16 protein-coding genes and 1 pseudogene are annotated in these 11,986 nt (G+C 36.4%); 14 read left to right on the top strand and 3 right to left on the bottom strand.

The features are described 5' to 3' along the window. Nucleotides 1-29: 29 nt before the first annotated feature. Nucleotides 30-587: a CatB-related O-acetyltransferase gene (locus AC3WVZ_RS16225; RefSeq protein WP_000966303.1), complete on the bottom strand. Its 558-nt coding sequence runs from the start codon at nt 585-587 to the stop codon at nt 30-32. 110 nt (nt 588-697) lie between these two features. Between AC3WVZ_RS16225 and AC3WVZ_RS16220 the strand changes: the two genes are divergently transcribed. The 8 genes from AC3WVZ_RS16220 to AC3WVZ_RS16185 all read left to right on the top strand — a co-directional run bounded on the left by AC3WVZ_RS16220 (nt 698) and on the right by AC3WVZ_RS16185 (nt 5,986). Further along, nucleotides 698-1,039, top strand: coding sequence for an ASCH domain-containing protein (locus tag AC3WVZ_RS16220; protein WP_063220825.1), 342 nt, complete (start codon nt 698-700; stop codon nt 1,037-1,039). Beyond that, nucleotides 1,036-1,431 carry an NUDIX hydrolase gene (locus AC3WVZ_RS16215; RefSeq protein ID WP_000620822.1) on the top strand — a complete coding sequence of 132 codons (396 nt, stop codon included), beginning with the start codon at nt 1,036-1,038 and terminating at the stop codon, nt 1,429-1,431. Before AC3WVZ_RS16220 ends, AC3WVZ_RS16215 begins: the two co-directional genes overlap by 4 nt. Nucleotides 1,432-1,517: 86 nt before the next feature. Next, nucleotides 1,518-2,138 (top strand): acetate uptake transporter, encoded by a 621-nt coding sequence (locus AC3WVZ_RS16210; RefSeq protein WP_000070938.1) that lies wholly within the window; start codon nt 1,518-1,520, stop codon nt 2,136-2,138. 326 nt (nt 2,139-2,464) lie between these two features. After that, nucleotides 2,465-2,908 carry a flavodoxin gene (locus AC3WVZ_RS16205; RefSeq protein ID WP_001062752.1) on the top strand — a complete coding sequence of 148 codons (444 nt, stop codon included), beginning with the start codon at nt 2,465-2,467 and terminating at the stop codon, nt 2,906-2,908. Between the two features lie 16 nt (nt 2,909-2,924). Next, nucleotides 2,925-3,824 (top strand): WD40/YVTN/BNR-like repeat-containing protein, encoded by a 900-nt coding sequence (locus AC3WVZ_RS16200; protein ID WP_063220826.1) that lies wholly within the window; start codon nt 2,925-2,927, stop codon nt 3,822-3,824. Nucleotides 3,825-4,039: 215 nt separating this feature from the next. Then, entirely contained in the window at nt 4,040-4,240 is a 201-nt protein-coding gene (cspB, locus tag AC3WVZ_RS16195) for a cold shock-like protein CspB (RefSeq protein WP_001179150.1), read from the top strand. Between the two features lie 188 nt (nt 4,241-4,428). Next, the gene (locus tag AC3WVZ_RS16190; protein WP_065211554.1) at nt 4,429-5,274 is read left to right on the top strand and encodes an exonuclease; all 846 of its coding nucleotides are present in this window, start codon (nt 4,429-4,431) and stop codon (nt 5,272-5,274) included. Nucleotides 5,275-5,638: 364 nt separating this feature from the next. Beyond that, entirely contained in the window at nt 5,639-5,986 is a 348-nt protein-coding gene (locus AC3WVZ_RS16185) for a hypothetical protein (protein ID WP_000227983.1), read from the top strand. Nucleotides 5,987-6,322: 336 nt separating this feature from the next. Here the strand turns inward: AC3WVZ_RS16185 and AC3WVZ_RS16180 are convergent. Then, nucleotides 6,323-6,874, bottom strand: a pseudogene (locus tag AC3WVZ_RS16180) (DUF3900 domain-containing protein); the annotation flags it as partial. 85 nt (nt 6,875-6,959) lie between these two features. Next, nucleotides 6,960-8,090, bottom strand: coding sequence for a site-specific integrase (locus tag AC3WVZ_RS16175; RefSeq protein WP_233935143.1), 1,131 nt, complete (start codon nt 8,088-8,090; stop codon nt 6,960-6,962). Nucleotides 8,091-8,299: 209 nt separating this feature from the next. Between AC3WVZ_RS16175 and AC3WVZ_RS16170 the strand changes: the two genes are divergently transcribed. The 6 genes from AC3WVZ_RS16170 to AC3WVZ_RS16145 all read left to right on the top strand — a co-directional run bounded on the left by AC3WVZ_RS16170 (nt 8,300) and on the right by AC3WVZ_RS16145 (nt 11,932). Then, entirely contained in the window at nt 8,300-8,737 is a 438-nt protein-coding gene (locus tag AC3WVZ_RS16170) for a helix-turn-helix domain-containing protein (RefSeq protein WP_000108901.1), read from the top strand. A gap of 336 nt (nt 8,738-9,073) precedes the next feature. Further along, a complete protein-coding gene (locus tag AC3WVZ_RS16165) occupies nt 9,074-9,418 on the top strand; it encodes a hypothetical protein (RefSeq protein ID WP_233935141.1) in 345 nt (114 codons plus the stop codon). Between the two features lie 414 nt (nt 9,419-9,832). Beyond that, nucleotides 9,833-10,048, top strand: coding sequence for a Fur-regulated basic protein FbpA (gene fbpA / locus AC3WVZ_RS16160; protein ID WP_233936583.1), 216 nt, complete (start codon nt 9,833-9,835; stop codon nt 10,046-10,048). Beyond that, complete coding sequence (locus tag AC3WVZ_RS16155; RefSeq protein ID WP_233935140.1) at nt 9,991-10,377, top strand: hypothetical protein; 387 nt, start codon at nt 9,991-9,993, stop codon at nt 10,375-10,377. Before fbpA ends, AC3WVZ_RS16155 begins: the two co-directional genes overlap by 58 nt. A gap of 83 nt (nt 10,378-10,460) precedes the next feature. Further along, complete coding sequence (locus AC3WVZ_RS16150) at nt 10,461-11,168, top strand: DUF723 domain-containing protein (protein WP_233935138.1); 708 nt, start codon at nt 10,461-10,463, stop codon at nt 11,166-11,168. Continuing rightward, entirely contained in the window at nt 11,168-11,932 is a 765-nt protein-coding gene (locus tag AC3WVZ_RS16145; RefSeq protein WP_233935136.1) for a P-loop NTPase family protein, read from the top strand. Before AC3WVZ_RS16150 ends, AC3WVZ_RS16145 begins: the two co-directional genes overlap by 1 nt. The last annotated feature ends 54 nt before the right edge of the window (nt 11,933-11,986 follow it).

The following is an 11,986-nucleotide window of genomic DNA, read 5'->3' as shown; positions in this document are numbered from 1 at the left end:
AAAATAATTGGATGCTCTTTCTGTTTTAATCATATAGATTCATTTTCGGGCGAGGTGAAAAATTCGTCGATTTTGTCGGAAAGTAGTAATGGAATAGCTCCTTTTATAACAGAAATGTCCCAGTCCCACCATGCAAGATTCTCTAGTTTGTCAATTGTTTCTTGCGGGAAACGATATCGAATAAATTTTGCTGGATTACCAGCCACAATTGCATATGGAGGGACGTCTTTTGTAACAACACTTTTTGCACCAATAATGGCACCGTTACCAATTGTAACACCAGATAAAATGCAGGATTGATAACCAATCCATACATCATTGCCAACTACGATATCACCTTTTGAAGAAGGGTGACCAGTAATATGTGCTCCTTCATCAAAAAGTGCATTAAATGGATAAGTTGTTATCCAGTCTGCGCGATGTTCACCGCCAAGTATGAAAACGACTTCTTCTGCTAATGAACAAAACTTACCTATTTTCAATTTTGTTTCATCGTTCCAAGAAAAAATGGTTGGCCCTACTTTACTATAAGTATAATCACCAATATCATATTTATTATATTCAGGTTTTTGATTTAAATATAACATGCTTCTTCAGCCTCCTTTCTCAATTAAGTGATACGTATGGAATATTATATGCAAGATGTAGTAATGTGAACTGTATTAATAGGTGAAATGAACAAAAGGGAGTGGGATGTATGCGATACGAAATGGGTTTATATAATAAACCGTTTCAGTCAATTCGATCAGGGAAAAAAGTATATGAAGTACGCCTATACGATAAAAAACGTCAACTAATAAACAAAGACGATGAAATCGTATTTACGAATCTTAAGACAACAGAAATGATGACGGTAAAAGTAAAGGAAATAAAGCGATACGAGAGCTTTAAAGCTATATATGAACAAATCGATAAAAAATTATTGGATTGTGAAAATGATAGTTTAGAGGAAATGTTAGAAAGTACATACAAAATATATACGAAAGAACAAGAAAAAGAGTGGGGAACAGTTGCGATTCGTATTGAGGTAATAAAATGATAAGAAATCGCGGAGCCGCTATCATTGTACAGGAAGGAAAAATCGCTCTTATAAAACGTATTCGAGAAGAGGAAAGATATTATGTTTTTCCTGGCGGAGGGATTGAGGAAGGTGAAACGCCTGAAGAGGCAACGAAAAGAGAGGTATACGAAGAATTAGGGGTACATATACAAGTGGAGCACCTTATTGCAAAGGTAAAATATAAAGGAAATGAATATTATTATGCTGCCTATATTACAGGCGGAGTGTTCGGAAGCGGAACAGCTGAGGAATTTCAGCTGGAAGGTAGGGGAAATTATATTCCGTTATGGCTACCGATAAACGAGTTGGAAAAAGTGAATATAAAACCTTATGAAGTGGTCAGAAATATATTTAATCATTATAAAATATAACGTCTGACAACATACAAAAAAAAACATTGACATAGTCTTCTGATTTAAGTATTGTATTCGAGTATGTTTATAATCAGGAGGTTTATATGAGCAATCAAACTACTACACATCATGTGAAAATGACAACAGCGGATCCATCTGGAATTGGTCTATTTGGATTAGCGATGGTAACACTTGTAGCATCATCTCAAAAGTTAGGCTTAACAGATGGCGTTTCACTTGTATTACCGTGGGCAATCTTTTTAGGAGGATTTGCACAAATCTTTGCTTGCATTCATGATGCAAAGCATAACAATACATTCGGTACAACAGCATTCGGTGCGTACGGTCTATTTTGGCTAGGTGTTGGAATGACTTGGTTAATTCAACTTGGAGTATTTGGCGAAAAATTAGCACAAGCTGCAGATTCAAAACAGCTTGGTGTAGCCTTTATCGGATATTTGATTTTCACAATCTTTATGACAATTGGTGCAATGGAAACACATAAAGTATTATTTATGATTTTCGTCCTTATTGATTTCTTATTTATCGGTCTTTCATTAAGTACTTTAGGTGTTATGCCGCATGCAATGCATAATTTAGCAGCATATTCTGAACTTCTTATTTCATTATTATCTTTCTACGGTTCAGCTGCAGCAGTGTTAAATACACACTTCGGAAAAGTTGTTTTACCAGTAGGAAAGCCTTTTGGTATTTTTAAAAAATAATAAAAAAGCACAGATGATTGTATAGTCATCTGTGCTTTTTTATTTATTCCGCTCTTTGTGGGTTGTCTGAAAAAGCCTGATTGGTGAGGACTCATTAAACTTTCACTTTATCCCGCTATTTGCCGGGCAGTAAGCCCCCCGCCTCAAAATTCAGCGGAAACAAAGAAGTTAGGTGGGGGATGAATACCCTCACTGATTAAAGTTTCACCTTATTTGAAATAAGTAATGTGAAATGTAAATAAAAGTAGAAAAAATCAATTGAAATTGATTCTCATTATTAATATAATGAGAATGAGAATCATTTATTGTTAGAGGGGGATGCCAAAGTGGCAAAAATTTTAATAGCTTATGCAAGTATGTCAGGAAATACAGAGAGTATTGCTGATTTAATTAAAGTTAGTTTAGATGCTTTTGATCATGAAGTAGTATTGCAAGAAATGGAAGGCATGGACGCTGAAGAATTATTAGCTTATGATGGAATCATTTTAGGATCTTATACGTGGGGCGATGGTGAATTACCATTTGAAGCGGAAGATTTTCATGATGACTTAGAAAATATAGATTTAGCTGGGAAAAAGGTAGCGGTATTCGGATCGGGTGATACAGCGTATGAACTGTTTTGTGAAGCGGTAACGATATTTGAAGAACGTCTTGTGGAACGCGGTGCAGAGCTTGTACAAGAAGGGCTGAAAATTGAATTAGCTCCAGAAGATGAAGAGGATGTTGAAAAATGCAGTAATTTTGCAATTGCATTTGCTGAGAAGTTCTAAGAATGGGAGTGTCAACGTGGAGACAATGTTAAGTGCAACTGCTATTACAAAGTTAAGAGATGGAAAACTGTTGTTAGCTACTACATATAATGGCTTATTTGTTGAACAAGACGGAGAATGGAAACGAATTTTAAATGGTTTTCAAAAACGAATTAGGGATTTACATAGCGAAGATAATGTAGTTTATGGTGTAGGTGACGAAGGGATTTTTATTCGCAGTATGAATGGTGGAGAGAACTGGACAATTCAGCGTTTTCCAACAAAAGCAACGAGTTGGAATGTATGTAGCAATGTACAAGGAACTGTTGTTGCTCATGGAGAAAAAACGCTGTATCTTTCTAATAATTTCGGTTTGACATGGGAAACTATTCATCCGTTTCTTGAGTATGGCAGTGCGGCACCGTCTATTCGATCATTATTTTTATATAAACATTACTTATTTATTGGTACGAAAATACATGCTAAATATGGTGGTGTTTGGCTCTTTGATTTGAAGACACGTAAATTAAAGAGGATTAAAATTGCGATGAATCAAATGATCTCCGCGTTGACTTTACACAATTCTTATTTAGTAGTGGCAAGTGGATCGTGCAAGGGAGTTAGCGGAAATATTTCTTATTGTAAAATAGATGAAAGTATTGCAAGTGAAAAAATATATTGGCATACATGTCAAAGTGAGCAGAAAGCAAGTAGTTATTTAGACTTAAGTGTAGATCAACATGTTTTATATACAACTTCAACGCAAAATAAGGCGGGGATTAGTAGTGTGTGCCGTGTGCTTCTTGAAGAAGGTATTGTTACAGTATGTGATTCAGTTAAAGGGCACGGATGGCGCATTGTTAATCAAAAAGATGGTTATGTAGTAGCCGGATCAGGTGAATTAAAAGCAATGCAGTGGGAACAAAAAATAATTTAAGAAAAAAACTTTACTTTTATTATATTGATATGATATAGTATATTTAAACCATTTTACTTTTAATAATATAGAGATTTAAATGAGCTGTAACTTCCGAGGAGGATAGCAATGTTAAATCTCCTCAGGGGTTGCAGTTTTTTAATATCTGGCTTATTATTGTAAGGTGGTTGAAAATGAATATGTACATATAGGTACATTGTAGGAGGATTTTTTTCATGCAAAACGGTAAAGTAAAATGGTTTAACTCAGAAAAAGGTTTCGGTTTCATCGAAGTTGAAGGCGGAGAAGACGTATTCGTTCATTTCTCAGCTATCCAAGGCGAAGGCTTCAAAACTTTAGAAGAAGGTCAAGAAGTTACTTTCGAAGTAGAACAAGGTAACCGTGGACCTCAAGCTACTAACGTAAACAAGAAGTAATTTTTGAAAAAAGAAGGGCTCGCCCTTCTTTTTTTTTGCATTTTTATAGATGTCCTCCTACTTACATATCATAACAAGACTGAATTTTCATTTATTTATTCGGAGTATTTTTGTATAAAGTACATGAATAAATAAATACTGAAAATAAAGTGTTTGTGTGAAAAGGAATTTAGAAAGAGGTAAATAAATTGAAAAATGCTACACATTTCATTGTGTTTGATATTGAAAGGAATTTCAGACCGTATAAATCAGAAGATCCATCAGAAATAGTTGATATCGGAGCTGTAAAAATAGAAATAGGTACAATGAAGATAATTGAAGAATTTTCGGAGTTAGTAAAACCAAGTGCACGATTAACTCGTCATACAACAAAATTAACCGGTATTACGAAAAAAGATTTAATGGGTGTAGAAAAATTCCCTCAAATTATAGAGAAATTTATTCAGTTCATCGGCGAAGGTTCTATATTTGTTTCATGGGGAAAAGAAGATTATCGCTTTCTATCTCATGATTGTACATTATATGGTGTTGAATGCCCAAGTATAGAAAAAGAAAATAGAATTGATTTGCAAAAATTTGTTTTCCAAGCATATGAGGAATTGTTTGAACATACGCCAAGTTTACACTTTGCGGTAGAACAGCTCGCTTTAACGTGGGAAGGAAAACAGCACCGTGCTTTAGCAGATGCTGAAAATACAGCAAATATACTTCTTAAAGTATATAGCGAGAGAGATATCAATAAGCGATACAAAAGACATGGTGAACTTGAACTTGTAAAAAACGGAAAACTAACAGAAAAAGCGAAAAAAAAGATGCGAAAATGGGTTTTTAAAGAACTAAAGAAAAATACAGAACGCCCTTTTGAATGGAGTACATTTGAAAGTGGTGACACGTGGGAAAGTATAACGGAAAGATATTATATAAGTGAAAATACAGTGGAACTCCTGAAAAAACATTTTCGTACAGCAGTGAGAAAAGCGGAACGGCAGATTAGGTATTTGGCTGAGATGGAGGAGAATACAGAGGTTAAATGAATTTCTCCTCCCCCTCTAACTACATACATGTAATAACAGCGTATTGATATTAAATAGGCATCAACTTGTTGTTGTGATTGTGCATTATAATTGCTTTGGGATTGTTAAGACGTAATAAGAGTTTTAAACCGTATTAATAAAATAAAAATATATATAAAGAAAAGAGTGTAGTTTAATGGAAACGATCTTTAACATTTTAACTGTTTTAGTTTTTGGGATAATATTTACCACACAATTAGCATTAACTACACTTTCTTTCATAGTAAAGAAGAATTGGAAAAAACTTAATATCTCTTTAAGTTGTGGTGTATTAAAGTTTAAAATAGAAGAGTAAGATTGAGTTTTGTACAAGGGAGGTGTGATAGTGGTAGACTTGGATATTAAAGATGTCACAGTAAAGATGGAATTAAACGGTGTCTTTTGGAATGAGGATCGGATTGCTGAAATGAAGGTGACTACAAAAGAAGAGCATTCTGTTATTCTTCGTCTAGTAGTTGATTTAGAAAGTAAAACTATTAGGGCGACGAGTGCGGAAATAGTGAATGGATTCTGCCCTCTGTGCAAACAGAAAAGGGACGAATGTAGTGAACTTAATGACTTGCAAAACAAAATGGAAATTTTAGAAGAAGCCTACGATTGGGTGAGAGAACATCCGGAATATCGTTTTCAATTATCTTTTTACGAGTACAATAAATTTGAGGTAGTAAAGTGAAATTTGCATCTTAACAACTTATAGAAGGTCTTGGTCAACTAGAAATATTGAAGTAGATATTTCTAATGGAAATAAGCTTGTATAACAAGGAAGGGATGTATTTGATTCTGCAACAAATGTCATCTTGCATCAAAAAAATTTGAAAATAAACATGTTTTATTATAAAGCAGAAAAATCGATTCTTAGTAGAATCGGTTTTTAATATAAACAAAAGAGCGCTTATTATAAGCGCCCAGTAACAACAGTTATATGGAAGTATTTATCCCGTAACAGCCCGATTGGTGAGGGTAATAATTAGTGGGGGATGAACAAAACCCCACTGATTAAAGTTTCATTTTATTCAATACCGCTCGGATCAAATGAATACTGCTGCTTATTCTCAATCCGCTCAATCACATCCTGCAGCTCATCTGGCTTCAGAAACTCAATCGGAGAGAAGCCTTTTTCAAATGTAAGTGTGTCTGCTTCAATCATAAGTACATATCGGTCATTTACCTTCGCAATATGTATTTGATCCCCGAAATCAGCAAGCAAAGCCTTCACAGAGATATGATCGGCTTTTAGTTTTAATTCCACTTCAGGAGCATGCTCGACGATTTGAGCGGTAGCTTCCATTACTTCTTCGGTTGAAAATTGTTCCATAATTTCCCGCTTCGGACTAGCAGCCCATACTTCCATCGCTTGGTCGAATTGTTCGCGTTCTTCCGTACCTTCTTCAAATACATCTTCAATTTGGTCGTATACCATGTCCATTACCTGTGTTTTCATAATTTCAGGCATAGAGCGTTCATATTCGACGAATTTTAAGAAGTCTTCAAAGTAGCGGGCATGTGATGCTTGGTGTATTTTTAGTTCGCCTACTTCAACCATACCTTCTTCAGGCATGTATGTTTAAAATGTACGTAAATTCACGTATCGCCAACGGTTAACAGACGTAAAATCAATTGTGGACACAGACGTGGCAACATGTCGCTTATATATCCATAATTTTATCGAGTTTTTCAGATACCGATTTTTGCATGTCAGGCAGAACGTGACTGTACGTATTAAGTGTCGTTTCAATATCGGAATGGCCAAGACGATCCGCAATTAATTTAACGTTAACATTTTGCTGAATTAACATAGTCGCATGAGTATGACGTAGGTCATGGAATCGTATTTTAGGTAATCCGAGTTTTTCCGTTAAGTTATAGAATTCTTTTCGTAAATTACGAGGAATCATCGGTTTACCAATACGTGTACAAATTACTAAGTCGTTATCTTCGTAATCTTTACCGTGATATAAACGCTCTTCAAGAACCGTTTTACGATAACCTTTCAGTTCATTGACGAGCTTGTTTGGGATGTGAATTGATCGTACACTTGATGTGTTTTTTGCCCCGACTTTTATTTCGGCAGCTTGTGTTAATGTTTGTTTTACGTAAATGATATTTCTTTCGAAATCTATATCCTTCCAACGTAGTCCCATTATTTCACCTTGTCGCATACCAGTAAGAAGAGACATTGCAAATGCGATATAGCAGCGGGTCAATCGCTTAATAGTTTTAGATTCGGTTAAAAAATAATTAACTTGATCGAGTGACCACACGTTCATTTCTTTACGTTGTCGCTTCGGTAATGTCGTGCCGGTTGCAGGATTGTCTTTAATTAATTTCATAGTCTTAGCTTTTTTTAATGATGAGCTTACTATTCGAAATACTAAATGAATAGTGTGAGATGAATAATTTGTTTCATTCGCTAAGTTATTTACAAACTTTTGAATATGAATAGGTTCGATTTTTTGTAATTGGAAGTGCCCAAGTTTTGGTTTAATGATGTTCTCACAATAAATAGAGTGAATTTCATAGGTTGACTTCTGGAGGTAAATCCTTCTTTCTTCAAACCATTCATCGAGATATTTAGAGTAGGACATTTGTGTTAAATCAAGAAACTCGTCATTTAACATTTCGGCCTGAACTTTAATAAGTGCATTCTCCGCCTCTTTTTCAGTTTTAAATCCACGTCTTTTTATTTGTCTTCTTTTTCCAGTAAACGGGTCCTTCCCTATATCAAAAGAAAAATACCAGGTCCCTCTTTTTTTATCCTGTAATACGCTACCTTTCATAATTAAACCTCCATTAGGCTTTAACTATTGAAATAATAGCTTCCATATCAAGTATTTTAAACTCTTGGACACAAATTGTATAGGGGTATAAAAAGTAGAAAAACGTAATTTATTTTATATTTTTTCGAAAAAAAGTGCGCGACCTTCCAAAGTGATGCGTCATGTATAGTATAAGGCATTCACAAGGCATTACACGGAGGTGGAAATGGGTGAGTACAGTGAGCGAAAATAGCAACTTAGTATCAATCGAAGCCCAAACAGAATATTCAATTACGAGTGGAAAGCGAGAGACGCGTATCTTTCTTAAGATGTATGTCGACGCAGTACACTCCGGTTTAATAGCGGACTTAGGTCCTGAAAGATGGACGACTTTATGTGTGTTAGCGTCATTTATGGACGAAGATGGAGAATGCTATCCAACGCAAGACATGATTGCAAAACGATTAAATATAAGTCGTGAGAGTGCGAATAGACGTATCAAAAAGCTATGTGAATATCGTTGGGATGGAAAGCCTTTAGTCGTTAAGGAAAGGCGCAGGCACGAACGTACACAACAGTGGGAGAATACGGTATATACGATTCTACCTATTAGTCAGCTAACAATATTCGGAAATGAACCGGAATCTATCAGTCCATGTGACGTATGACCACATATGGCGACTTCCACACATGGTTGTAGTTCACACTAACAAGAACTAACTCTTAACAAGAACTATCTTTTAACTAGAAAAAGATTAAGAGCTAAAACCTTGAAGTCTATTTCTAGCGAAATATCCTTCCATCATTAATATATCCTGCGGTACTTACTTTTATAAAAGAACTCCGCTAATAGATGCTGAGATACAACGAGCGTAAGTGAAGTTGTAAGGTTTTGATTAATGCTTTATAAGGATAAATAGATTTACAAACAAAGAAAAGTACTAAGTTTTATGTAAAGCATAATACGAAAAATATAAAAGGATAATTAAGAGGAGGTATTTACGGTGAGAGACGTAACGAAACGATTACAACGTATCCTATCGGAACTAGAATCGTTAGAGTCCGACATGCAACAAACGAATATACGCAGGTCACAAACGGATATAGCGCAGCAAGATATTTTACATACTATTGAAATTGAGACGTTCACTACAGCACGTGGTAATTACATGTTGAAAGAACTGAAACGTATTCGTAAAGAACGTCGTAAGGCAAAGGACGATCAAGCGGTTTTACAGTCGGTCATGCACACGCTAAAAGGCGTTAAGCGGAGAGTCGAGTGTAGCATCGGAAGTGTAACCGGAATCATTGAACGTCAACAAGAACGCAAGGTTACAAAAGGTTACTGACGTAAATTTTACACTCAAATAACGAGATAAGAATCTAGGAATCTACGAATGTATATAACAAGGAGTGTTATCGGTAGGATAGGCGGTAACTAACGCAGATATATGATACCGGTCAGAAAAAAAGACCTAAGAATATAGGTCAAAAGAAAAGGTGTAGCCATATATTAACATTTTTGTCGGTCGAAGACTATATGTATCATATTGAGAAAATTCATAACGATATATGTCGAAAAAATAGAAAAAAAGAACCTCTGTGGGGACAGAGATTCGAAAGGGATGGAGTATATGCGTCTGTTAGGAAGACGCGTCGAGTAATGTCTGCTCGATAACTGAAGGATAGCATGAATCTTCTGAAATTATTAGCGGTAATTGTATCCATAGTTGGAAGGCGAAGGAGGCCGAATAAACAAACGAATGTACTCAGCAATCACACATAACGAAGACATACGAAAGCAGGTTTACATCGAGGCGCTAATCCGTCGCAACGTATTCAAAACGGAAGACGGTCGAGATTTATGGCAGGCGTCTAATGAGGAATTACACGCACAATTATTTGACGAGGAGGGGAACCAATGCCCCGTATATCAACGAAAGATTTCCGCAACCTACCAATCGAAAAGTGGAACGTAACGACATTCCGTGAGTACCTAAAGCATGTACATGAGGAACGTTATAAAATTCCGTATGTCACTCGCAGCTATGCGATGGAAGGTCGTATGTTGAAGACGTTCATCGCCGAATATAAACCGGGAGCAACAAAACTATTCATCGACGCATGTTTCGCCGACTATAAGTCGACACGGGAGTATCCCGGATTAAACTTTGCGTTTATGTATTCGTATATGCGATCTAGGTTGTTGCCGAGAGTTCTTGAAGAAATTCGTAAAAAAGAGGCTCGTTTTTCGCGAAATCAGACACATATTAAAGTGAGTACTCAAGAAATTATCGATTATTTATAACCGGATAAATTATTTTTTTCGAGAATGTGCAAGTGAAACGTGAAAAATACGAGATATGTATTAGTAGGAATGGAGGGATACAAATGGCAAGACCTAAATTAACGTTTGAACAAGTGAAAGAGAAGTTTGAAGAACGTGGTTACGAGCTATTGGAAACTGAATACGTAATAGGAACGGCAAAGATGCGATATAAATGTCCGCACCATCCTGACAAAGAATTGTCGATTAGCTATTCGGAATTACGAAACGGTAGTGGTTGCCGATATTGTGGGATTTTAAAACGTAGACATTCTTTTGAACTCGTAAAAGAAACGTTTGAATCACGAGGTTACAAGTTACTAGAAAATAATTACGTAAATGATAGAACGAAAATGCGATATAAATGTCCGCACCATCCAAACGAATTATTTACGATACTGTTTTCACATTTACGAAGAGGGCACGGCTGTCCGAAATGTGGACAAGAACGAAGCGGACAAGTCCGATCGGAAGCACATTTTATAGAGCAAGCACCGAATGGACCGTCAATCTATACGAAAGAGCAACGTCAAAAAGCACGTCAAGAAACTTCGAGATTGCTAGATACGTATTGTTACGATTGCCCAAACCAGGATTTACCGTATATCGGAGTGATTGAAGAACATTGCTACAAAAACTGCCCTCATGGAATTGGGTTAGATATTCGAAGATGTGGTGCAATATTAGCTAGTGAGGATGCAGACGCGGTGATTGAGCATTATAAGGTGAAGTTTGAGAAGGAACGTATCGACCGGAAAGAGGTGACGATTTAATGCAATGCATTCTATCCGATCATTGTTCATTATACAAAAGCGAAGCATGTAACCGACAGTGTACCTCGTACATCGCACTACATGGACATAACGGTAATGGAGGACGTATGGCAGCGACTAACTTACCGAAAGAATATCGTCATTTAACGTTACTAAATTCGCCTGTACGAGCGTCTCAACCGAAAGTCTATAAGATTATCGATGCGCAAGTAACGACTTTCTCACGGCAATTTGAGGCGGAAGCGTCGTTAGACCCGAAGGATAAGATCAAATCGATGTATTTGTTTTCCGAAGAAACTGGCACAGGGAAAACGACGACAGCAGCCGTAATTTTAAACGAATGGCTCGTACGGCATTACATCGGTAGTTTGCAGCGAAATAGGCAATCGTTGCAGGTACCTGGATATTTTTTAGATGTGAACGAATGGCAAACGTTATTTAACGAATTTAATCGGTCAAACATACCGAAAGAAGTGTCAGAGAAAGCAGCGAAAGAATACTACCGTCGAGGTAGTCATGCGAAGATGGCACCTTTCGTAGTGCTAGACGATATTGGAGTACGTAGTGCAACCGAAGCATTTCGAGGAGGTTTACATGCGGTGATAAACCATCGGGTAACAAACGGATTACCAACGGTCTACACGTCGAACATTCCTATCGACGGATTGGAAAGCGTATTTGATCGTAGGTTGTACGATAGAGTGCGAGATTTGTGCGTAGTGTTGCCGTTCGAGGGTGAATCAAAAAGGGGGATGCGTAGGTAAAATATGATTGTATGTGAAATATGTGATAAGAAAAAAGAGTGTGCTCTTTCCTAA

This window comes from Bacillus sp. CPT56D-587-MTF, from assembly GCF_058792335.1.
The sequence above is the reverse complement of the archived record's forward strand: the minus strand, read 5'-3'. Positions and strand labels throughout refer to the sequence as shown.

Excerpts from the sequence above, each read along its gene's own strand:
- AC3WVZ_RS16225 (WP_000966303.1), bottom strand. The coding sequence starts at position 587 with ATGTTATATTTAAATCAAAAACCTGAATATAATAAATATGATATTGGT.
- AC3WVZ_RS16220 (WP_063220825.1), top strand. The coding sequence starts at position 698 with ATGCGATACGAAATGGGTTTATATAATAAACCGTTTCAGTCAATTCGA.
- AC3WVZ_RS16215 (WP_000620822.1), top strand. The coding sequence starts at position 1,036 with ATGATAAGAAATCGCGGAGCCGCTATCATTGTACAGGAAGGAAAAATC.
- AC3WVZ_RS16210 (WP_000070938.1), top strand. The coding sequence starts at position 1,518 with ATGAGCAATCAAACTACTACACATCATGTGAAAATGACAACAGCGGAT.
- cspB (WP_001179150.1), top strand. The coding sequence starts at position 4,040 with ATGCAAAACGGTAAAGTAAAATGGTTTAACTCAGAAAAAGGTTTCGGT.
- AC3WVZ_RS16175 (WP_233935143.1), bottom strand. The coding sequence starts at position 8,090 with ATGAAAGGTAGCGTATTACAGGATAAAAAAAGAGGGACCTGGTATTTT.
- fbpA (WP_233936583.1), top strand. The coding sequence starts at position 9,833 with ATGTACTCAGCAATCACACATAACGAAGACATACGAAAGCAGGTTTAC.
- AC3WVZ_RS16155 (WP_233935140.1), top strand. The coding sequence starts at position 9,991 with ATGCCCCGTATATCAACGAAAGATTTCCGCAACCTACCAATCGAAAAG.
- AC3WVZ_RS16150 (WP_233935138.1), top strand. The coding sequence starts at position 10,461 with ATGGCAAGACCTAAATTAACGTTTGAACAAGTGAAAGAGAAGTTTGAA.
- AC3WVZ_RS16145 (WP_233935136.1), top strand. The coding sequence starts at position 11,168 with ATGCAATGCATTCTATCCGATCATTGTTCATTATACAAAAGCGAAGCA.